General features: G+C 48.7%; 18 protein-coding genes. 10 read left to right on the plus strand and 8 right to left on the minus strand.

From position 1 onward, the window contains the following. Positions 1-73 precede the first annotated feature (73 nt). Positions 74-2791, minus strand: coding sequence for a family 10 glycosylhydrolase (locus tag MJ611_RS14320; protein WP_250430562.1), 2718 nt, complete (start codon positions 2789-2791; stop codon positions 74-76). A 425-nt stretch (positions 2792-3216) separates the two neighbouring features. On the opposite strand from MJ611_RS14320, the gene MJ611_RS14325 reads away from it, so the two are divergent. Continuing rightward, on the plus strand, positions 3217-4188 hold the full coding sequence (locus tag MJ611_RS14325; RefSeq protein WP_250430563.1) for an aldo/keto reductase: 972 nt from the start codon (positions 3217-3219) through the stop codon (positions 4186-4188). Positions 4189-4282: 94 nt separating this feature from the next. Here the strand turns inward: MJ611_RS14325 and MJ611_RS14330 are convergent, their stop codons facing one another. Continuing rightward, complete coding sequence (locus MJ611_RS14330; protein ID WP_250430565.1) at positions 4283-4699, minus strand: hypothetical protein; 417 nt, start codon at positions 4697-4699, stop codon at positions 4283-4285. A gap of 348 nt (positions 4700-5047) precedes the next feature. Between MJ611_RS14330 and MJ611_RS14335 the strand changes: the two genes are divergently transcribed. From MJ611_RS14335 to MJ611_RS14355, 5 genes are all read left to right on the plus strand, one after another. Next, on the plus strand, positions 5048-5386 hold the full coding sequence (locus MJ611_RS14335) for a hypothetical protein (RefSeq protein ID WP_250430567.1): 339 nt from the start codon (positions 5048-5050) through the stop codon (positions 5384-5386). 366 nt (positions 5387-5752) lie between these two features. Then, on the plus strand, positions 5753-6841 hold the full coding sequence (locus tag MJ611_RS14340) for an efflux RND transporter periplasmic adaptor subunit (RefSeq protein WP_250430568.1): 1089 nt from the start codon (positions 5753-5755) through the stop codon (positions 6839-6841). A gap of 26 nt (positions 6842-6867) precedes the next feature. Then, positions 6868-10068 carry an efflux RND transporter permease subunit gene (locus MJ611_RS14345; RefSeq protein ID WP_250430569.1) on the plus strand — a complete coding sequence of 1067 codons (3201 nt, stop codon included), beginning with the start codon at positions 6868-6870 and terminating at the stop codon, positions 10066-10068. Then, positions 10061-11494, plus strand: coding sequence for a TolC family protein (locus MJ611_RS14350; RefSeq protein WP_250430570.1), 1434 nt, complete (start codon positions 10061-10063; stop codon positions 11492-11494). Before MJ611_RS14345 ends, MJ611_RS14350 begins: the two co-directional genes overlap by 8 nt. A gap of 258 nt (positions 11495-11752) precedes the next feature. Further along, complete coding sequence (locus MJ611_RS14355) at positions 11753-13405, plus strand: peptide MFS transporter (protein ID WP_250430572.1); 1653 nt, start codon at positions 11753-11755, stop codon at positions 13403-13405. A 308-nt stretch (positions 13406-13713) separates the two neighbouring features. On the opposite strand, the gene MJ611_RS14360 is transcribed toward MJ611_RS14355, so the two are convergent. The 4 genes from MJ611_RS14360 to MJ611_RS14375 all read right to left on the minus strand — a co-directional run bounded on the left by MJ611_RS14360 (position 13714) and on the right by MJ611_RS14375 (position 15822). Then, positions 13714-14580, minus strand: coding sequence for a DUF5694 domain-containing protein (locus MJ611_RS14360; RefSeq protein WP_250430574.1), 867 nt, complete (start codon positions 14578-14580; stop codon positions 13714-13716). A gap of 48 nt (positions 14581-14628) precedes the next feature. Continuing rightward, positions 14629-14775 carry a hypothetical protein gene (locus tag MJ611_RS14365; RefSeq protein ID WP_250430575.1) on the minus strand — a complete coding sequence of 49 codons (147 nt, stop codon included), beginning with the start codon at positions 14773-14775 and terminating at the stop codon, positions 14629-14631. A 149-nt stretch (positions 14776-14924) separates the two neighbouring features. Continuing rightward, complete coding sequence (locus MJ611_RS14370) at positions 14925-15617, minus strand: aspartate/glutamate racemase family protein (RefSeq protein ID WP_250430577.1); 693 nt, start codon at positions 15615-15617, stop codon at positions 14925-14927. Between the two features lie 16 nt (positions 15618-15633). Next, positions 15634-15822: a hypothetical protein gene (locus MJ611_RS14375; protein ID WP_250430578.1), complete on the minus strand. Its 189-nt coding sequence runs from the start codon at positions 15820-15822 to the stop codon at positions 15634-15636. Between the two features lie 168 nt (positions 15823-15990). Here MJ611_RS14375 and MJ611_RS14380 point away from each other — a divergent pair, with 168 nt between their 5' ends. Together MJ611_RS14380 and wrbA are read left to right on the plus strand one after the other, a co-directional pair. Beyond that, positions 15991-16155, plus strand: a complete 165-nt coding sequence (locus MJ611_RS14380) for a hypothetical protein (protein ID WP_250430580.1) — start codon at positions 15991-15993, stop codon at positions 16153-16155. 91 nt (positions 16156-16246) lie between these two features. Then, positions 16247-17362 carry an NAD(P)H:quinone oxidoreductase gene (wrbA, locus tag MJ611_RS14385; RefSeq protein ID WP_250430581.1) on the plus strand — a complete coding sequence of 372 codons (1116 nt, stop codon included), beginning with the start codon at positions 16247-16249 and terminating at the stop codon, positions 17360-17362. A gap of 125 nt (positions 17363-17487) precedes the next feature. Here wrbA and MJ611_RS14390 read toward each other — a convergent pair whose 3' ends face one another. Both MJ611_RS14390 and MJ611_RS14395 read right to left on the minus strand, forming a co-directional pair. Further along, positions 17488-17979: a Panacea domain-containing protein gene (locus tag MJ611_RS14390; protein WP_250430582.1), complete on the minus strand. Its 492-nt coding sequence runs from the start codon at positions 17977-17979 to the stop codon at positions 17488-17490. Next, the gene (locus MJ611_RS14395; RefSeq protein WP_250430584.1) at positions 17976-18806 is read right to left on the minus strand and encodes a hypothetical protein; all 831 of its coding nucleotides are present in this window, start codon (positions 18804-18806) and stop codon (positions 17976-17978) included. The genes MJ611_RS14390 and MJ611_RS14395 overlap by 4 nt, the downstream gene beginning before the upstream one ends. Before the next feature lie 205 nt (positions 18807-19011). Between MJ611_RS14395 and MJ611_RS14400 the strand changes: the two genes are divergently transcribed. Continuing rightward, positions 19012-19221 (plus strand): heavy-metal-associated domain-containing protein, encoded by a 210-nt coding sequence (locus MJ611_RS14400; protein ID WP_250430586.1) that lies wholly within the window; start codon positions 19012-19014, stop codon positions 19219-19221. Between the two features lie 302 nt (positions 19222-19523). Beyond that, the gene (locus MJ611_RS14405) at positions 19524-20762 is read left to right on the plus strand and encodes a hypothetical protein (RefSeq protein ID WP_250430588.1); all 1239 of its coding nucleotides are present in this window, start codon (positions 19524-19526) and stop codon (positions 20760-20762) included. Positions 20763-21180: the final 418 nt, after the last annotated feature.

Raw genomic sequence — 21180 nt, forward strand, 5'->3', positions numbered from 1 at the left:
AAGATCAGAAAGTATAAAGCCCCTGCTGACACATCAGCAGGGGCTTTATTATTAAGCAGCTTTTGGGCAGTGCTTAGTTATTCTTCAGCAGTTTGAACGTATAAACCTGCTGGGAGGTGATCAGGCGGGCCATGTACACGCTGCCTTTCAATGCATTGGCATGCACCTCAAAGCTGTATACCTTATCAGCCTCAACGCTGCCCTCGAACAGGCGCTGTACTACATTACCCTGCAGGTCGTAGATTTCTAGCACCGCGTTGCTTTCCTTATTGCTCAGGCTGAACTCTACCGTTGTCCGTGTTGTGAATGGGTTCGGGTACGCTCTGAGTTTAGCCGTGTCGGTTGCTTTGGCGGCAGCCACAGGAGCAGCAGGATTGCAGTTGCCTAATGTAGCACCCGTTCTGGCCAGCAGGGCAGGTACTGCACTTGGCGATACGCAATTGTCGTTCTTACCTTTCACGCAAACCAGCACTTTGTCATTGTTCTGGCCGCAGCGCACATCAGTTACGTGTACCGTTAGTTCAGCGGTAGCAGTACAGCCAAATTCGTTGGTGGCAAGCACCGAGAAAGTATAATCGCCGGCTGCAACAGGCGTAAACTCCACGATAGCGCCTGTTGTGCTGCTCAGGCCTGTGGCAGGGCTCCAGGTATAGCTGGTGGCTTCAGAAGTAGCATTGGCTGCGGTCAGTGTCAGCGACTGCGCGCCGTATCCCAAAGCAATGGTGTTGGCAGGTAAGCCGGTATATGTTGCATCGGCTCTGCTCAGGCTGATGGTAGCCTGCGGCACAGCTCCCTTGATGGTTACCACCGCTGTGGCAGAAGCCATGTTGCCGCTCAGGTCACGTGCCGTAAAGGTCACCAGGTTGTCGCCGGTGTTGCTGCAGTCGAAGGTGCCTTGAGAAATGCTCAGGCTGCTTTCATTCAGACCGCAGTTGTCCCAGGTTCCGCTGTTTATATCGGCAGCAGTGATGTTGACCGTACCATTGCTAAGCGTTCGGGTGATGTTCTGTACAAGTATAACCGGAGCGGTAACGTCTTTCTTCGTGAGCATAAAGCTACCCGATGTAGATTTGCCCGAGGCATCGGTTGCCGTAAAAGTGATCTGCATACTGCCTGCACCGCTCAAAGTGGTACCTGCGGCAGGTTCCTGCGTTAACGTGATCTCATCCGGGAAAGACACATCATCGCTTACCGTAACCAGGCTGCTGTAATCCGGCAGGGTGGCCGAGCAGGAAGCATTCAGTATGAGTTCTTGGTTTCCGATGCTGGCAATGATCGGCGCCATGTAGTCAGTCACGTTAGAGGGGGTACTTTCGTTGTGAAAGCGATCCAGGGCCGTAACAGTGTAGTAGTACGGAGCGCTGGATGCCAGTTTCTTGTCTACAAATTTCTCCATATCCGTGTTGGTGATCGCCAGGATGTTCTCTGTTTTTTCCAGGTCGATCATAGGGCTGAGCGAACGGTAAACGACAAAACGTTTGGCCTTGTCCATTTCGTTGCCGTTGTCTGCCGGTTTGGTCCACTTCAGCACCACCGAGTCGTTGGCGTGCCTTTCTGCAATAAGCTGGGTAGGCGTTGCCGGTGCTGTGTTATCGCGCCACGGCATGTTTGGCAACAGGGCAGGCTTGCTGTAAAAATCGACGCGCAGGGAATCTCGGAAACCGAGCTTGGTGGCACTACGCAGGCTGCTGGTGTTGTAAATTGCTTGTCCGTATACATTGGCGTGCTCCCGGTTAAGGCGCACCTGGTTTGGGATCTGGGAAGGATTTGCCCAGTTCGCGCCCTGTGCCGGATCGTTTACTTTGTAGCCTGCCATACCTATGTAAATGTGTCTGCCGGAGGCGTTGTTGTTCCACCATGGGATCAGGACGCTGTAGTTAGCTCCTGGCTGACCCATGTACCAGTACACCTGTGGGGCCAGGTAATCGATCCAGCCTTCCTGCAGCCACTTGCGCGAGTCGGCATACAAGGTAACGTAATGCTGCAGGCCACTGGTGGCAGAGCCTATCGCCGGGTTGGTGCTGTTGCGGTAAATGCCCGATGGCGAAATGCCGAATTTTACCCAGGGTTTGGCTGCTTTTATACTTTCACTTACCTGTTTAACAAGCAGGTTCACATTGTCTCGTCTCCAGTCGCCGCGGTCAGTAAACCCTCTCGGATCTGCCAGGAAATTTGCATCGTCATTGAAGCTGGCATTTGGATAAAAATAGTCGTCGAAGTGGATGCCGTCTACATCATAGCGGGCAACAATGTCATCGATCACGCTGGTTACATAATCTCTTACTTCCGGCAGGGCAGGGTTCAGAATGCGTTGTACCCCGGCAGCTAACAACCACTCCGGATGGCGCCGCGCCACATGGCTTGGGTCAAAGGAATTGATATTGTTGTAATTAGCAATGGCACGGTAGGGATTGATCCAGGCATGAAATTCTATGCCCCTTTTATGGCATTCCTCGATCATGAATTGCATCGGATCCCAAGCGGGACTTGGCGCTCTTCCCTGCAGGCCTGTCAGGTCGGAAGACCAGGGTTCGATGGTGCTTGGGTACAAGGCATCGCTCTGGCTGCGCACCTGCACGAACAGCGCATTTTTACCGGTTGCTTTGTGGTGGTCAACAATGGAAATAAAGGCTGCACGCTGCTGTGCAGGCGTCTGGGTTCGGTTTGGCCAGTCTATGTTTGCGTAGGTAGCAATCCAGGCACCCCGGAACTCCCTTTTGGGAGCATTTTGGGCCACTCCGTTAAAGAACAGGGCAAAGAATAAAAGTAATGCGAGTAAAGGTGTTTTCATAAGCAATTTTTTTGAGTGTTTTTGCAGGATAAAAGCTAATCTATAGCTCACAGCCTGCAGGAATGTTTAGAATTATAGAAATACTTTGCAAATTCATGCAATAAACATAATAAGTTGCTAATATTCAAGTAGTACTATTTTAAATGCCAAATTATTTGTGCGCTTAAATCCCGATCAGAACACAGAAAGGAAGGAGGGCCCTGTAGACCTATTCTCGATTTAGACTGCAGCCGGATCGATTTATACTTTCATACTTTTGCAGCTCTGGCAGAGGGAGGTTTTAAAGCATGGCTTTTAGTGCAGCTGCCTGCATCAGTTGATAACTTCGCTGCATTTTAATTGTAGTTTTCTGCAAGTTGCAGGTGTGTTAGTTTAAAAGCAGAAGAATTACGTTATATTCACTTCACACAGATTGAACAAGAACTATGGAATACAGAAGATTTGGACGCACCGGTTGGAACGTAAGCGAGATCGGGTATGGCATGTGGGGCATGGCAGGATGGACAAATTCAGATGACGAGCAGTCGGACCGGTCGCTGGACTTAGCCGTGGAAGGAGGCTGTAACTTTTTTGATACGGCCTGGGGCTATGGCAAAGGTAAAAGCGAAACCATACTGGGTTGCCTGGTAAAGCGGCATCCGGATAAGCGCCTGTACATGGCCACCAAGATCCCGCCTAAAAACCTGAAATGGCCATCAAAAGCGCACTACAAACTGGAAGAGTGTTTTCCTGCCGATCATATCATATCCTATACCGAAAAGAGCCTGAAGAACCTGGGCGTAGATACGATCGATCTGCAGCAGTTCCATGTGTGGGAAGATAGCTGGGCCGACAACGAGGAATGGCAGCGCGCAGTCGAGAAGCTGAAAGCCGACGGTAAAATACAGCACATGGGTATAAGCGTAAACCGCTGGGAGCCCGAAAATGTACTGAATACCCTGCGCACCGGACACATAAGCAGCGTACAGGTCATTTACAATATTTTCGACCAGGCACCGGAAGACACGCTCTTTCCATTGTGCCGGGAGCTGGACGTTGCCATCATTGCACGTGTTCCGTTCGATGAAGGAACTCTCACGGGAACATTCACAAAAGAGACTACTTTCCCGGAGGGCGACTGGCGCAGCACCTACTTTGTACCGGAGAATCTCAATTCCAGTGTAGAGCATGCCGACCGCCTGAAGCCACTGGTGCCGCATGGCATGACAATGGCAGAAATGGCCTTACGGTTTATACTTAGCAACCCCGATGTGAGCACGACCATACCAGGCATGCGCAAGGAGCAGCACGTAAAGTCAAACCTGGGCGCCAGCGATGGGAAAGGTTTGCCGAAAGACCTGCTGAACGAGTTGCAAAAGCACCGCTGGGATCGTGAGCCAACCGAGTGGTCGCAGTAGGAGGATCTAACAGTAAACAAACACAAAGAGCCGTTTCCTGTAAATAGGGCGGCTCTTTGTGTTTGTTAGAATAAAGTTATTACTGTTTGATATTTCAGAAAGTATCTTCAATCCATACTTTGCGGGCTATTCCCATGCCCACAAAATTGCCCCTGCCACCGCCTCTTAGTAGTACTGCGACATTTACACCCGGACGTAGCTCTACCATGTCGCTGGGCTGGCCATCTTTATTTATGATCTGCGTGGTTGGCAACACAAGTACGTACGCCCGGTTGTAACGCGAGTCTTGTGAAGGAAAGCCCTCTATTTCCAGCATGACCTGGCCCTGATCATAGTGACTTGAAATAATACTACCCCGGATATCAACCCGCTGTGGGGACAGTCGTGCGTTTTCTGAAGTAGTAGTGTTGTCAGTGCCAGCCGGGGCTGTGCTGGTTTTGCAGCCAGTTAAATACAGAGCAAACAGCAGGCATAAGCCAGGCAGCGCAAGTTGCATATTAGGAGCTTTCATTTATCCGTCTTTTAAATACTTATGATAGTTCAGTACGCCACGGGAGTATGTACTGTTAGATTTTGGCCCAAGGTCGGCCTGTTAACTAATGCAGATAATGAGGGAAATAGCTATTCTGGACTATATATTAGGAGTTATCCATGGCTCAGGCTATACTTCAAAATAGCCCGGAAAGCGCTTAGGTGATAGTTCCTGATCTGTGCACAAAGGATAGATTCATTTCAAGAACAAACATTGCTTAAAATAGAAAAAAAGAAAAATATGATTCTTTAGGTACACAACTATGGAATTTGCTTTACATTTGCGCCCACCAATTCTGAAGTTGTGAAGAGAATACTGTTGTTGTTTTTGATAACTATAACCTGCCTGAATCTGGCAGGCGGTTATGCTATTGCAGCAACCGTGCTGGCACAGCAAAGTGCAACTTTACTGCCTGATGTGCTGCCTGATGCAGGACAGCAGAAAGTAAAGAAGTCGGTAATTGATCTGCAAACCATACAGCTCAACAAAGAAGATTCGGAAGACGAGCCGCTTTTACCTGTACTTGCCCTGATCGCAACCTCTCCGGAGTATAGTTACATCCCCGACTTTAAGTTACTCAACAAGCACTTTCTGCTGCATTATGGCACGTCTATAAAGGATAAGGAACTTGCTGCCTACATCCTGCACCAGAATTTCAGACTATAGTTTCCTCTTTTCAGTTGCTTCTACTTCTGTAGGCCTGCCTCAAGGCCATCTGCAACTATAAATTCCCGCTTTCTTAAGCACCAAATTCAAAATTTTATTTTCCGGGTTCGGGTAAACTGCTGTTACCGGTAGTTTAAGCTGCGTTGCATTTATACCTGCGTATAGTTGCTCCTGGTATTACTGTTGCCATTCAGGGTTTACTCCTGCATGGTGCAGCACGCTGCAACCTTCCTGTTCTGTTGTTTCCCGCCCCGGTTAAACGTGTAACCTGCTGTGCATGATGGTATTTGCTTCTATAGCAACTTGTGTTGTCTTGCACATACTTCTTAAAAAGTCATCAACCAATCCAATCTAAAATCATTTACCATGAAGAAGATTCTCATGCTTATGAGCATCGGTGCCTTGTTGTGCCATTCAAGTTGTACATCAACACAAGGAGAAGAGAAAAAGGAGCACGAAACCGCGTTCCTGGTCAGCAGTCCGGTTAAAATGGACACGACCGTTACTGAAGATTACGTGAGCCAGATCCATTCCATACGCCATATTGAACTAAGGGCACAGGAAAAAGGCTACCTGCAGAAGATCTTTGTAGACGAAGGTCAGTTTGTAAAAAAAGGCCAACTGCTGTTCCAGATCATGCCCAACCTGTATGAAGCCGAACTGCAAAAGGCACAGGCAGAAGCCAATTTCGCAAAGATCGAATACCAGAACACCAAGTCGCTTGCAGACAGAAACATCGTTGCTCCGAATGAGCTGGCGATGGCTAAAGCAAAACTCGACAAAGCAAAAGCGGACGTAGCCCTGGCTAATGTGCACCTGCAGTTCACTGAGATCAGAGCTCCGTTTGATGGGATCATCGACCGTTTCCATGTACGGCTTGGCAGCCTGGTGGATGAAGGCGAACTATTAACAGAACTTTCAGACAACAGCAAAATGTGGGTGTACTACAACGTGCCGGAAGCGGAGTACCTGGATTATCAGACCAATGAAAAGAAGGATGAGGATGTACAGGTAAACCTGCTGATGGCCAACAACCAGCTGTTCAAACATGCGGGCGTGGTGGAAACCATTGAAGCCAACTTTAACCATGAGACGGGTAACATTGCTTTCAGGGCTACATTCCCTAACCCGGAGGGGCTGTTACGACACGGCGAAACAGGTAATATTCGCATGAGTATCCCGCTTAAAAACGCCCTCCTGATTCCGCAAAAAGCCACCTTCGAGGTACTTGATAAAAAGTATGTCTATGTGGTGGATAAAAACAATGTGATCAGGTCAAGAGAAATAGCCGTGGGCGCAGAAATGCCACACATTTATGTGGTGCAGAACGGTTTGGCGGAGAACGATAAGATCCTGCTGGAAGGCCTGCGCCTGGTGCGTGAAAACGAAAAAATCCACACCAAGTTCGTGGAGCCCGGTAAAGTTATTTCTAATCTGGAATTGTATGCGGAGTAAATCCATATCCTCAAAAATCAGAAGACATGTTTAGTAAATTTATACACAGACCTGTATTTGCAATCATAATATCGGTCGTGATCGTTTTTATAGGTGGCCTGGCTATCAAGAAGCTGCCTATATCCCAGTTCCCCGACATTGCGCCCACCACGGTAAACATCTTTATTGCTTACCCGGGTGCCAGTGCCGATGTACTGGTTAACTCTACGCTCATCACCCTGGAGCAGGCCATAAACGGTGTGGAAGGGATGCGTTATATCGCATCGGACGCTACCAGTGCTGGCGAAGCTACCCTTCGTATCATCTTCGAACCGGGCACAGACCCCAACGATGCCGTTGTGCGGGTAAAAACCAGGGTGGACCAGGTAATGCCACTCCTGCCCGAACTGGTGCAGCGGGAAGGTGTTGTGATCACTCCGGTACAGCCGAGTATGTTGATGTATGTCAACCTCTATTCCAAGGAAAAGAGCATTGACGAGAAGTTCCTGTTCAACTACGCCACCGTTAAAATGATCCCGGAAATACAAAGGATCAAGGGTGTGGCAAGGGCACAGATATTGGGTAGCCGCAGATACGCGATGCGTGTGTGGCTGAACCCGGACCGTATGCGTGCCTATAACATCTCTGTAGAAGAGGTAATGGAAGCCCTGGCGGAGCAAAGTATAATTGGCCGCCCCGGCAGGTTAGGACAAAGCTCAGGTATAGCTGCCCAGTCGCTGGAATATGTGCTTACTTACAAAGGCCGCTATAACAAACCGGTAGAGTATGAAGGAATCATCATCAGGGCCAATGCCGAAGGTGAAAGCATACGCCTGAAAGACATTGCCACGGTAGAACTGGGAAGTGAATTCTTTGATATCTACTCTAACCTGAATGGTCAGCCTTCTGCAGCTATTGTGTTAAAGCAGAACTATGGAAGTAATGCCAGTGATGTGATTGCAGACGTAAAAGCCAGGCTGGATGTCATGAAACAATCCTTCCCTCCGGGAGTGGACTATAAGATCAGCTATGACGTTTCCCAATTCCTGGACGCTTCCATCGACCAGGTGCTTCATACCTTAAGAGACGCATTTATACTTGTGGCGCTGGTCGTTTTCATCTTCCTCGGCGACTGGCGTTCTACGCTTATTCCTATACTTGCCGTGCCGGTTTCGCTGGTAGGGGCCTTCTTCGTGATTCAGCTGTTTGGCCTTTCTATTAACTTGATCACCTTGTTCGCGCTTGTACTGGCCATCGGTATTGTGGTGGATAACGCCATCGTGGTGGTAGAAGCGGTCCATGCCAAAATGGATGAAACTAACCTATCGCCTTATAGAGCAACTATAGAGGTACTTCGTGAGATTGGTGGTGCCATCATCGCCATCACACTGGTAATGACGGCTGTGTTCATTCCATTGCTGTTCATGTCAGGTCCGGTGGGTATTTTCTACCGCCAGTTCTCTATCACCATGGCCAGTTCTATCGTGATCTCGGCCGTAATTGCCCTTACACTTACCCCGGTGCTGTGTGCCATGTTGCTGAAGAACAACCATGGAAAGCCAAAGAAGAGTAATCCGTTAACAAAAGCCCTTGACAGCTTTAACAGCGGGTTCGAAAAACTGACTGGCAAGTATGTTGGGTTGTTACGCGCTATTGTAAGCCGCAGAACGCTAACGTGGGGTATACTTTTGGCCTTTGGCGTAGGTATCTTCTTCGAAAACAAAGTGCTTCCGGCAGGCTTTATCCCGAACGAAGACCAGGGTACTATTTATGCTATAGTTCAGACTCCTCCGGGCTCAACCCTGGAAACTACCAACAAAGTATCGCAAAAACTACAGAAGATCTGTGAAGAGATTGAAGGGGTTGAGTCGGTTTCCTCGCTGGCTGGTTACGAGATCATGACCGAAGGACGTGGTTCAAATGCCGGTACCTGTCTTATCAACCTGAAACCTTGGTCTGACCGAAAGCATACCGTGAAGGAGATCATGGAAGAGCTGGAAGAAAAATCGAAAGGCTTGGGCGCTGTGGTAGAGTTCTTCGAGCCACCGGCAATTCCAGGCTTTGGTTCTTCAGGTGGTTTCTCAATGCGTTTGCTGGATAAAAACTCCGATACCGATTACCAGGAGTTCGATAAGATCAACAAGGAGTTTATGGATAACCTGGCCAAGCGTAAAGAGCTTACCGGTTTGTTTACCTTCTTCGCTGCCAATTACCCGCAGTATGAATTAGAGATTGATAATGAGCTGGCGATGCAGAAAGGGGTGTCTATCGGCAAGGCGATGGAGAACCTGAACATCATGATTGGTAGTACCTATGAGCAGGGTTTTATCAAGTTCAACCAGTTCTTCAAAGTATACGTGCAGTCGGATCCTAAGTATAGAAGGATGCCGTCTGATGTGTTAAATCTTGCCGTTAAAAACGAAGCGGGGGAGATGGTGCCTTATTCTGCTTTTATGAAGCTGAAAAAGACGCAGGGACCTAATGAAGTTACCCGCTTTAACCTGTACAATTCAGCTGCTATCCAGGGGTTACCGGCCAAAGGCTATACCACTGCAGATGCCATACAGGCCATACAGGAAGTAGCCGCTACAACACTGCCTAAAGGGTATGATATAGCATTTGAAGGTCTTTCTTATGATGAATCCATCAGAGGAAATGAGTCGCTGTATGTGTTCATCGTTGTACTCCTGTTTGTATACTTCGTGTTGGCCGCCCAGTACGAGAGCTTTATCATTCCTTTTGCGGTGGTGCTTTCGCTTCCGGTCGGGATTTTCGGCTCGTTCCTGTTGCTGAAACTGATGGGGCTGGAGAACAACATTTATGCCCAGGTAGGTATGATCATGCTGGTTGGTCTGTTGGGTAAAAACGCCGTGCTGATCGTGGAATTTGCCGTTCAGAAGCGCCTGCAGGGATATACTATACTTGAAGCCGCTATAGAAGGCGCCAAGGTTCGTTTCCGCCCTATCCTGATGACATCCTTTGCCTTTGTTGCCGGTTTGATTCCGTTGATCGTGGCTACGGGTGCAGGCGCTATCGGTAACCGGACCATTGGTGCCTCTGCCCTGGGTGGTATGTTGTTCGGTACCATTTTCGGAGTTGTTATCATACCTGGCTTGTACTACATATTCGCTAAAATGGCAGACGGCCGTCACCTGATCCGGGACGAACATGAAACGCCGCTAACGGAAGATTATGTTTATGCCAGCGAAAGTGTCCACCTCATCGAAGAAACTGAAAACCATGTCTAAGAAAAGAATAACAAAGTGGGTGGGGGCAGCTTTCGTTTCCTTATCCTTTACGGCATGTAGTGTGCCGGCTATGGTACAAAAATCAGCCAGCACGGCGGTACCTGCGAGTTACAACAACTCGCAGGATACCACCAACACTGCAAAAACCAGGTGGCAGGAGTATTTTACCGATCCTAACCTGAGCGCGCTGATCAACACGGCCCTGCAGAATAACCAGGAACTGAACATTACGTTGCAGGAAATCCAGATTGCCCAAAGTGAGGTAAGAGCCAGAAAAGGGGAGTATTTACCGTCTGTTGGCCTGAAAGCCGGCGCTGGCCTGGATAAGGTAGCCCGATTTACCAACATTGGCGCCATGGAAGCCAACACCAACATTGACAAGGATAAAGAAATGCCTGAGCCGTTACCGGATTTCCTGGTGGGAGCCTATGCCAAGTGGGAGGTAGATATCTGGCACAAACTGCGCAACGCGAAAAAAGCGGCCGTAATGCGGTACCTGTCTTCTGTTGAGGGTAAAAATTTCATGGTGACGAACCTGGTTGCCGAGGTCGCCAATTCTTATTACGAATTACTGGCGCTGGATAACCAGCTGGATATTGTAAAACAGAACATTGAGATACAGGCAAATGTACTGAACATCGTAAAGGCACAGAAAGAAGCTGCCAAAGTGAACGAACTGGCCGTGCGTCGGTTTGAAGCGCAGGTGCTAAGCACCAAAAGCCTGCAGTACAACATTCAGCAACGGATCACGGAAACGGAGAACAGGATCAACTTCCTGTTAGGTCGCTACCCGCAGCCTATTGCGAGGAGCTCCGAAGCTTTCAGTGAACTAAAGCCAGCAAGTGTACAAGCCGGCATTCCGGCGCAGCTGCTGGAGAACCGACCGGATGTGAAGCAGGCGGAACTGGACCTGACGGCAGCCAAACTGGACGTGGAGGTGGCAAAAGCTAATTTCTATCCATCGTTAGGTATAACTGCCGGCATCGGTATTCAGGCGTTTGATCCATCGTATCTGCTGAAATCACCGGAATCGCTGCTTTATTCCATTGCCGGAGATCTGACTGCTCCGCTGATAAACAGGAATGCTATAAAAGCAACGTATTATGGTGCCAGTGCAAAGCAGTTGCAGGCGGTTTACAACTACGAACGCACGGTTTTAAATGCCTATATCGAGGTTGCAAATCAATTGTCGAACATCAGTAACCTGGAGAAAAGCTATGACCTGAAGGCGAAGCAGGTAGAGGCACTTACGCAGTCCATCAGTATCTCTAATGAACTGTTCAAATATGCCAGGGCCGACTATATGGAAGTGTTGCTGACCCAACGCGAGGCGCTGGAATCTAAGTTCGAGCTTATTGAAACCAAAATGCAGCAACTGAATGCTCACGTGGCCATGTACCAGGCACTGGGCGGCGGCTGGAATTGAGAGTTTGAAACGAGCGCACCAGTTCACTAAAAGATGACTGGTTTATACCTGTGAGAAAGAGCCATTTTGCCGGAGGCAGAACGGCTCTTTTTTTTCCTGTCCAACCCAGGTCAGGGTTGTTGTTCGTTTCAGTTAGTACAGGATCGTTTGTGTTTATGCAGATATAACTATACCCTGAAATCCACACTTGTGAGGCGCGCGTCATTTTGTAGGCTGGCACAGGATGTTTATTTTTAAACGAAATTATCCTTCATCATAATGTCTACAACAAAATCTAAACACCCTAAAGGGCTTTATTACCTTTTCTTTTCCGAGATGTGGGAGCGGTTTGGCTTCTACCTGATGCTGGCCATTTTCTTTCTGTACATGATCGACGCACAGAACGGCGGCCTTGGTATTTCTAAGGAAAGCGCTTCGGATATCTTCGGTACTTTTATCGCCTTTGTATACTTAACACCGTTTGTAGGTGGGTTGCTTGCCGACCGTGTGTTGGGTTACAGACTTTCCATCTCCATTGGCGGTATACTGATGGCTATCGGTTACATCGGGCTTGCCTTGCCGGGCGAGCTGGCAATGGTGCTTTCGCTTGGCCTGATCATTATCGGTAACGGTTTCTTCAAGCCGAATATTTCAACTCTTTTGGGTGGCTTATACTCTGCACCCGAATACCAGGACCGTAAAGATGTCGGCTATAACATCTTCTACATGGGTATTAACCTGGGGGCTTTTATAGCTCCTTTTGTGGCTTCTTACCTGCGTAACAACTATGGCTGGGGCTATGCCTTTGCTGCTGCCGGTGTGGGCATGCTGCTGGGCGTACTCATTTTCTGGCTGGGCAACAAGCATTATAAAGATGCGGATGTTCGCAAGCCTGCTGCAGCCAACGATATGTCGCTTACCCGTATTTTCAGCATTGTGATTTTGCCGGCAGTAGTTGCCGGTGTGCTGGGCTGGGTACTTATACCTGGCGATGTTTTCGGCTCCAACTCCACAGACGCTTTTATTTTCGGGGCCATTCCGATCATGGTGTTTTACGGTTCCTTGTGGGCACGTGCCTCTTCCGAAGATAAACGCCCTATTGCCGCACTGCTTTCTATCTTTGCGGTGGTGATCGTTTTCTGGGCCATCTTCAAGCAGAACGGTACGGCCCTTACTACCTGGGCGGAATATTACACCGACCGTGAAATGGCAGAAGGACTAACAGGTCCTGCCGGCGCGATCGGTATGGTGCAGGAAGTGGACCAAAGCCTGGGAACGGTTCCGGATTATGATGAGAATTTCCGGGCGCGCACCGACGCAGACGGTAAAGTAGTGACCAAGGAAGGCGTAGCGCCATACTTTAACAACCTGCCGAAGGAGAACTGGCCGCAGGAAGGCCAATCCCTGAAACTGATCTCGACGGAGCTTTTCCAGTCTATCAATCCATTGTTTGTGATCCTGCTAACGCCGCTGGTAGTATGGTTCTTCGGGTTCCTGCGCAGCCGTGGCAAAGAGCCGTCTACCCCAGCCAAGATCATGTTGGGACTGCTGATCACGGCCATGAGCACACTGGTGATGGTGGGGGCTGTGTTTGCCGGTATGAACGGGGCTGAAAAGAGCTCTGCCATGTGGCTGGTTGGCTCGTATGCCGTGATCACGATAGGAGAGCTGTTCCTGAGCCCGATGGGACTTTCGCTGGTGTCCAAGCTGAGCCCGCCCCGCCTGACGGCCCTGATGATGGGAGGCTGGTTCCTGGCTACTTCCATTGGCAACAAGCTATCCGGTGTGTTGGCAAGTATGTGGGATAAGTATGATCACAAGGCCTGGTTCTTCGTGGTAAACTGTATCGGGTCATTGCTGGCTGCCTTTGCTATTTTCATGATGCTCAAGTGGCTCCGCCAGATCGTGCTGGCACACACCGGGAAAAAATAAATTTATACTTTGGTCAGACTTCAGAATCTGCCTGGGCCTTCGCCTGGGCAGATTTTTTTATTTAAGCAGTTTACGCAAATTATGCTTGATACCTGTTCCTGCTTAAGGTCGTGAGTCGGGCAAAACCATAAAGCTCAAACTAACACAAAAGGCCGCTCCATTTTATGTGGAGCGGCCTTTTTGTTGATCCGAAGCAGGAGAGGAGCCGTGCAGATCCTTCCAAACGGTATAAATATTTACAATCTACATCTTCTTGTTCTGCAGCAAGCTATCAACCGTCCTGTTTCAACTTCCAGCTATAATTTACCCTATTTCAGTATTTTATGGGCAGGTACCAACTGGTGGGTAGGAGAGCTCTCTACGGCCTCCTGCAGCAGGGCCACGTGGGCAGCACCGTAGATCACCAGTATTCGGTCATCAGGGCTTTCGGTGATGCGCTGGATGTTGCGGAAAATACGCAGGTTGCGGTTGAACCAGGTGGCGCTGTACCAGTCTACGCCGGTGTAGTCGTAGGGCTTTTCTTCGTACTGGAAAGCCTCCCGGAAATAGTTTGCGTGTTTGCGGCGGATGGTTTCCGGATGGTTATACTTCTGAATTACTTTGTAAAGCGAGCCATCATGGCTGTTTAGCTCCTTGTCTATCTCGGCACGCTCCAGAGTTTTAGCGCGCATGTAGGTCCAGAACTTTTCCATGCGCTCCTTCTTGTCTTCGCGCAGTTCGAACTGTGTAGTGCCGGGCTTTTGGTACGTATCCAGGTCGCCCATCGTGTTGATGCAGTACAAGCGCTGGTGCCCCAGTTGTTTTGCCAATTCAAACCCGATCAGGTATACTTCATCCACGGCCAGTTGGTAGCGGCCGTCCAGGTAGGCCTGGTAGAGCGAGTCCAGTTCCGCCTGCTTTTCGGGCATGACTTCTACGGCAATTTTAGTAGGCTTGAACTTAGCCAGCCGCTGGTTGATTTTCTCCAGGTCCTTCTGTGCTTCCGGGCTCATCACATCCAGCTGGTCTTTTTTCTCGGTTACCACAATGTCTTTGTTGCGATACGAGAAATGGAAGGTGCCTAGCAGCATCACCTTGGCACGATCGTCTTTATGGCCCGACTTAGCAACCTGTGCCTGTACAGGAGAAAAAAAACTGCCCGTAACCAGGGCCGCCGCGAGGAAAAGCTTTTTCATGGTTTTAATTTTGGTATTGATTTTTGGGTAAGATGAATGTCTGAGCTTTCAGGTTGCATAGGTAGCTGAATAAGGCAGCACGCCTTTTATACTTGCCTGATCTTCATGCTGAAAAATTTTGCTCAGGATTACACTGCAAAGTTCCCTGGTTATCGCCTCCGGCTCAATAGACAAAGTGGTTCTTGTCTTGCACATTTATGCAGACCGGTACAAAGGCTTTCAAAATAATTGGGTTTCCATCCTGTTTATACTTTCAAGGATAATACTGCTGGTAGGAATCAGGGCATGCTGCAGTTCTTCAAGTAAATGTGGCCGTTCGTCAAAATTTATACTTCTGCAAGTTTTCAGGAGAGTGCCATCTCTACCGCATTTGTTGCATGTATTGCTGTTGTATCAAACAATACTACATCCGTATCCTGAGCTCTGACAAGGAGCGGTATCTCGGTGCAACCCAGGATTACGCCTTCAGCGCCGTTTGCAACCAGGTCATCGATGATGTGCAGGAACTCTTTTCGGGAGCTGTCGGTGAACCTGCCCTTTATCAGTTCCTCGTAGATGATGGTATGCACCCGTTCCCGCGCCGGCTGGTCGGGTATAAAAGCCTCAATCTGGTGCTTCTCCTGCAACCGCTTCCTCAGGAAATCCTCTTCCATGGTAAACTTTGTGCCCAGCAGGCCCACTTTCTTAAAGCCATACTTTTTGATTTCGGCTGCCGTAGCGTCGGCAATGTGCAGGAAAGGAATGCGGGTATTTTCCTCGATAGTGTCCGCCAGTTTGTGCATGGTGTTCGTGCAGAGTACGATGAAGTCAGCTCCACCTTTTTCCAGTCGTTGTGCGGCGTCTACCATTATTTCGCCAAGTGTTTGCCAGTCGCCCTGGTGCTGCAGGCGAACAATTTCATCAAATTCTGCGGAGTACATCAGGGAGCGGGAGGAGTGGTGACCACCTAGTTTTTCCTTCACTATAGTGTTGATGAGCTGGTAGTATACCACAGAGCTTTCCCAGGACATGCCACCGATCAGGCCAATCGTTTTCATTTTGCAGATGTATATGTTATAATATGCTACTTCTTTTTAGACAATGTGTAGTTGCCACTGTTCTGTCCTGCGACAGTGTGTAAGGCTCGTTCCATTCAAGCGTCCAGTTGTCGGTTACACGGATGGTAGGATAAACGGTGCCTTTATCTTCTCCTGTCGTTGCCAGTTGCAGCAGCAGGATGAACAATAAATAAATCTTTTTCATAGTAGGGATTTAAGTTCTTAGTGGCCGCAAGATAAAATTAGCTTTTATTAGTTGTACACTCGCCTGTAAATCATGTAAATCACTTTCCGAATTGTGTAACTACTCCGGCCACCCGACCTGCTTCTTTTGTGCCGTTCAATCTTATCACACAATTCACAAAATAAAACCATGATAGACCTTCATTTTACCAGCGGCACCAGCTATGGCAGCGGCAACCTGCCTGCTGTAAAACCCATGCTCCGCACCATGAAAGCCATACTTTACGGCACTGCCACAACGGCTGTTAAACCAGCTAAAAAAGCCCGGCAGGCACAGCATAAGCCTCAGCGATAAATGCTTAAAGTATAAAGTGTCCTTTAAATTACTACTGGCTGTTATCGGTCTGCTGACCTTTAGCAGCCTGCACGCGCAACAACATAAAACCATGAAAAAAGAAGAAACTACCGTACTGGTGCTGTTCCACTCCAAAGGCGGCACTACTTACAAACTGGCTACAGCCATTGCCCGGGGCGTAGAAAAACAGGAGGGCGTAAAAGCGGTGCTCAAACAGGTGCCGCCCATCAACGCACCCGAGAACCTGGAAAGCAAAGCCTTTGCGTCGGTACCTTACGCTACACCTGAAGAACTGGCGCAATACGATGGCATTGCTTTTGGTTCGCCCATTCATTTCGGGGGCACCACAGCCGACATGCGCCTGTTCCTGGAGGGTACGCTGAATCTCTGGTCGGAGCACTGGCTGGAGGGTGAGCCGGCTACGGTGTTTATGGCAGCAGGAGGCGGCGCGGCCCGTGAGACAGCCATACTTTCGGTTTGGCATACTTTGGCGGTGCACGGCATGGTGCTGGTACCTACGGGCATGAGAGGAACTGCCGAGATGGACAAAAGTATAACACAGGGAAATACCGTATTTGGTACCACAACGCTGGCTGCTATGCCAGGCTCTGAAAGGCCTTCTGAAAGCGAGTTATACTTAGCCGAACTGCAGGGTGAGGCATTAGCCAAAGTTGCCAAAGCGCTCGCGCCTTTACGCCATAAAGCGCCGACGCCAACGCCACCCGCCAAAGCACCGGAGGAAAGTATAAACCCGGTAGAGCAACGCCTGCAGGAGCTGGGTGTGCAGCTGCCGGTACTGCCCGAGCCGGTAGGAAATTACGTGCCGTTTACCCGCTCCGGAAACCTGGTGTTCATTAACCAGGTGGCGCTGAAGGAGGGCAAGGTGCTGCACCCCGGCGTGATCGGGCAAGACCTGACCACTGAACAAGCCAAAGAAGCCACCCGCCAGACCATGCTGAATGTACTGGCCGTACTTAAAAGCGCCACTAACAACGACCTGAGCCGGGTAAAACAGGTGGTGCAGCTAACAGGCTACTTAAACACCCCAATCGGCTATACCCGCCATGCCGAACTGATGAATGTAGCCTCTGACCTGGCTGTAGCCGTTTTCGGGGAGAAGGGGAAACACGCCCGCGCCGCTCTCGGCGCTTCGTCTATACCGGTAAATTCTCCGGTGGAGATTCAGGCAGTGTTTGAGGTGGAGTAGGGTATAGCTGGGGAGGAAATGAAACCGCCACGCAGATTTTGGGCTGCGTGGCGGTTTTACTTTAATTTCAATATCCTAAAAAGGTGAGGCTTATATTAATTTTTGTTTAGTCAGTGAAATAGATGCTAATTGGTCATAGCAAGATTACTTTTTAAACTATTAAATTCTATAGAAAGCTTTTCTAAATCTAAAAATGAGTACTGAAGATTAGATTTTATAGGATAACTAGAGTAAACGAGCGAAATAAATTTAGTCCAGCTTAAATGAGATGTTTTTTTAATTATTAAATCAGCAGTTTTCTTCACTTCTGGCTGTAATTGAATATCATCTACATTCCTATTTAGAAGTTGGAATTTATCTGTTACTCCGCCATAAGGGTTTTGGCGAGTTTTGATCTCAAACAAATCTGGATTTTCCTTCATTAAATTGATGACATCATCAACATAAGGGCCGTAATGATTATAAACCCAATTAATGTTAGTCACCTGTTTTCCATAATCAATGGCATACTTCCAATCAATTAGATAAATAAGCTTTACTAATCTGGGTTTTGATAACTCTTCTGGTTTGGGATACTCAAGAAGAACATATTTAATTAATTCCAATAAAGTATTCATATGTCAAGCTCTTTATTGTTAAGGAGTTTTACCCCGTTATTCTTCTCAATAAACATTACTAATGGTTGCTTCACTCCTGCAAGACTTTCAATAATATTGTCTTTTAAAAAAGCCTTTTCTCTTTCACTCTCAAACACTAGAACAGCCTTTGGATTATTATCAAAACCATTAATTCTATAAACAAAAAAAGTTCTAGATCTCATATTTAAATAATTGTGAGTATTTCGATCTATAGGACTAATTCTGTTCACTCTGTTATAATAAGTATCACCATTTTTAAGAGTTGGATCAGGTAGATCATCAACAAAATATTCACCTTCGGCCCATCCTTTACCAATAAAGCCTTCCTTAATTGGATATTTCGGGCGACCCTTTTCCATAAGGTTTGGATTTATAGATGAGCGGCCAATTAAAACAAAGTGATTCTCATATACTTTATAGACGCTTATACGCTCTTGATGAGTAAAATCTAGATTTTTAACTAAAAGTTTTAGGTAAGAATTAAAGAGCTCATTTGTCTCGTTAACTATCTCTGACAAAGTAGTTTCCAAATCTGATATCTTTTCTCCTTTCTCTTGTACATCTTTTTCCAGTGCTGAGATATTCTTGGCATGAGAGATTGATATAATACCAAAGATGAAAGCAATAATAATGACTATATAGTAAAATATTCTACCTATTTGGAATTTCTCGCTCCCAAAGAGATTATAAGTCCATTCATTAACGTTTGAAATATCAATAATGGTTAGTACTAGAACTGCTGCACCTGAGATGTATCCAGATTTGTCAAATAGCCAATCAATTACCGCATGTAATATTTTTCTCATTTGTACTTTGATAAGTATAGTTCTATAGCTAGATTTTGCTAAATCTGTGTTTAATATACAAATAAAACTATATTAATTATTGTTAGCTAATTCAAGAGCCTACAAAATCCTACAACAAACACCCAAAATTCTGTAACACCTCCGCCCACTCCTCACACTACCTTTGTCATGTTCAAGATCAGTAACACTATAAGAAAAATAGAACATGAAAGAGCTACAATTTAAAACAAACATCAATTGCGGAGGCTGTGTATCTAAAGTAACGCCGGTGCTGAACTCCACCGAAGGCGTTTGTGAATGGAACGTGGATACCACTAACCGCAACAAGGTGCTCACCATCAAAACCGATTCTCTTTCTGCCAGCGAGGTAATTGCCACAGTAGAAAAGGCCGGCTTCAAGGCAGAGGCGCTGTAACAAAATGGGCAGCACATCAGCATCTGCCCACCTCTAAACCCTTAGCTAAGCCAGGCGTGTGTGAAGCTTTGCCTGTTTGTCCAGCAAATGCACTTGTTTGTGCATGGCCTGGGGCTGCCAAAACACAGACCTTTGTGCCGTTGCAACAAGAGCAGGCAGGCCCAGTGCAAAGTATAAACTTAACACAGCCTGCAGCACAAGCTAAAAACAATCATTAACCAAAATCAGAGTAAAACGGAAGCTGCCCCTGAAAAGGCGGACTGCCACCTTATTGCCCTAACCATTAGCTACAAAATAAAACCATGAAAAAAACACTACGAACCACCCTTACAGCCGCAGCCCTGAGTACGCTGCTGCTGCACCAGGCCAACGCCCAGATCGACCTCAGTTTTCCGGCCACTCCGGCCCCGGACACCACGCAGGCAGGCAAGCCATACTTTAAGTCAAGTATAAACGGCATCATCACGGCGTCGGGCTTTGTGCAGGACGGTACCTTTGGCATGGGCGAGGGCGCTATTACCATGTGGGCCAACCCGAAGCAACCCACACAGGACGAGTACCAGTTTGGCGGCGACCTGCGCAAGACCTGGCTCATTTTTAAAGGTACCGCCTACAACCTGCCGTACGGCATCACCGCTACCGGTCGCGCTGAGTTGGACTTTTTAGGAGGCACGGCAGGCGCAGGCGGCTTTGCTGACGAGAACCTGCTGCCGCGCGTGCGCCTGGCCTACGTGGAGGTGCAGAAGGGGCAGACAAGGCTGCGACTGGGCCAGAACTGGACCCCGATGGTCGCGCACTTCCCGAACTCGGTTACACACTTTGCCATGGGCTACGGCTCGGCAGGCGGCATCGGCTTCCGCAACCCCGGATTGTTCCTGTACCAGGGCTTAACCAGCCCCACAGCCGCCACCAAAGTCCGCCTCGACCTAGCCGTGTTCCGCGGCTCCTGGACCGGCCCCAAAGCAGAAGCCGATGGTCGTGATGAAGGGGAGATCGGCGTGCCACAAACCGAAATAGGTCTGAACATCAGCAACCAGACCCAGCCGCTGAAGTGGGAGGTAAACCTGGCCGGCCACTACGACCGCAAGCGCCTGGTGCAGGGCGATACCCGCAGCAACCTGGAGGGCAAAGCCATGCAGGCGGGCACCAAGCTGACGTATGGCGGAGCTACGTTGCAGGGGAATGCCTACTGGGGCCGCGCCATCGGGCAGAGCTGGGGCCAACTGCTACAGTTCGGCGATATAGCAGGCTACGGCGCCTGGGGACAGGCGGGGTATAAGTTCGGCAAACACCTCAGCGCCTGGGTCATGTACGGCCAGGACAACCCGAACAACGGCGATGTACTGGCAGAAGTACCCGGCAGCGCCCGCCTGAATAACGAGATCATTGTGCCGATGATTCGGTATGATGTAGGTCCGCTGGGTATAGCTTTGGAATGGTACCGCGCCAATACCGATTGGAGGCTGCTGGAGAACGGGCAGGAGGTATACAAGACAACTTCGGCGAATCAGCTGGCACTGGGCGCGCAGTTTGTGTTTTAGACTTCATTCCAGCCCTACCGGGTCCAACCACCCCTAACCCCTCCTTGTCTAAGGCGGGGAGCCTGCTACTACTGCTTCAATTGTCATTTCGACCAGCGGGAGAAATCTGAAACAGCTGCAGTAGCCCCCTTGCTGTTTTCACCTCACCCTAGCCCTCTCCTCAAGGAGAGGGGACTTGGCTCTGGCTTCATAGAACCAGCGGAGGGGGAATTGGCAACGATTGACACACCCCTAGCCCCTCTCAAGAGGGGAATTTCCGCAGACGATTGTCATCTCCCTGCCCCCTTCAAAGGGGGACTTTGGACACAACTTCGGTTAAGGTAGAGACTCTACTGCACAGGCTATTATGATGGCAGGAGAAGTAGTAAGTAAAAATTCCCCGCCTTGGCTAAGGAGGAGTTAGGGGTGGTTCGACCCG

This window comes from Pontibacter ruber, from assembly GCF_023630205.1.
GTDB classification, from domain to species: Bacteria; Bacteroidota; Bacteroidia; order Cytophagales; family Hymenobacteraceae; genus Pontibacter; species Pontibacter ruber.

Bases quoted from the DNA above. Each gene is read 5' to 3' on its own strand.
- MJ611_RS14360 (WP_250430574.1), bottom strand. From the start codon at position 14,580: ATGAAAAAGCTTTTCCTCGCGGCGGCCCTGGTTACGGGCAGTTTTTTT.
- MJ611_RS14390 (WP_250430582.1), bottom strand. From the start codon at position 17,979: ATGAATACTTTATTGGAATTAATTAAATATGTTCTTCTTGAGTATCCC.
- MJ611_RS14350 (WP_250430570.1), top strand. From the start codon at position 10,061: ATGTCTAAGAAAAGAATAACAAAGTGGGTGGGGGCAGCTTTCGTTTCC.
- MJ611_RS14405 (WP_250430588.1), top strand. From the start codon at position 19,524: ATGAAAAAAACACTACGAACCACCCTTACAGCCGCAGCCCTGAGTACG.
- MJ611_RS14380 (WP_250430580.1), top strand. From the start codon at position 15,991: ATGATAGACCTTCATTTTACCAGCGGCACCAGCTATGGCAGCGGCAAC.
- MJ611_RS14355 (WP_250430572.1), top strand. From the start codon at position 11,753: ATGTCTACAACAAAATCTAAACACCCTAAAGGGCTTTATTACCTTTTC.
- MJ611_RS14330 (WP_250430565.1), bottom strand. From the start codon at position 4,699: ATGAAAGCTCCTAATATGCAACTTGCGCTGCCTGGCTTATGCCTGCTG.
- MJ611_RS14320 (WP_250430562.1), bottom strand. From the start codon at position 2,791: ATGAAAACACCTTTACTCGCATTACTTTTATTCTTTGCCCTGTTCTTT.
- MJ611_RS14370 (WP_250430577.1), bottom strand. From the start codon at position 15,617: ATGAAAACGATTGGCCTGATCGGTGGCATGTCCTGGGAAAGCTCTGTG.
- MJ611_RS14375 (WP_250430578.1), bottom strand. From the start codon at position 15,822: ATGAAAAAGATTTATTTATTGTTCATCCTGCTGCTGCAACTGGCAACG.
- wrbA (WP_250430581.1), top strand. From the start codon at position 16,247: ATGAAAAAAGAAGAAACTACCGTACTGGTGCTGTTCCACTCCAAAGGC.
- MJ611_RS14365 (WP_250430575.1), bottom strand. From the start codon at position 14,775: ATGTGCAAGACAAGAACCACTTTGTCTATTGAGCCGGAGGCGATAACC.
- MJ611_RS14395 (WP_250430584.1), bottom strand. From the start codon at position 18,806: ATGAGAAAAATATTACATGCGGTAATTGATTGGCTATTTGACAAATCT.
- MJ611_RS14400 (WP_250430586.1), top strand. From the start codon at position 19,012: ATGAAAGAGCTACAATTTAAAACAAACATCAATTGCGGAGGCTGTGTA.
- MJ611_RS14340 (WP_250430568.1), top strand. From the start codon at position 5,753: ATGAAGAAGATTCTCATGCTTATGAGCATCGGTGCCTTGTTGTGCCAT.
- MJ611_RS14345 (WP_250430569.1), top strand. From the start codon at position 6,868: ATGTTTAGTAAATTTATACACAGACCTGTATTTGCAATCATAATATCG.
- MJ611_RS14325 (WP_250430563.1), top strand. From the start codon at position 3,217: ATGGAATACAGAAGATTTGGACGCACCGGTTGGAACGTAAGCGAGATC.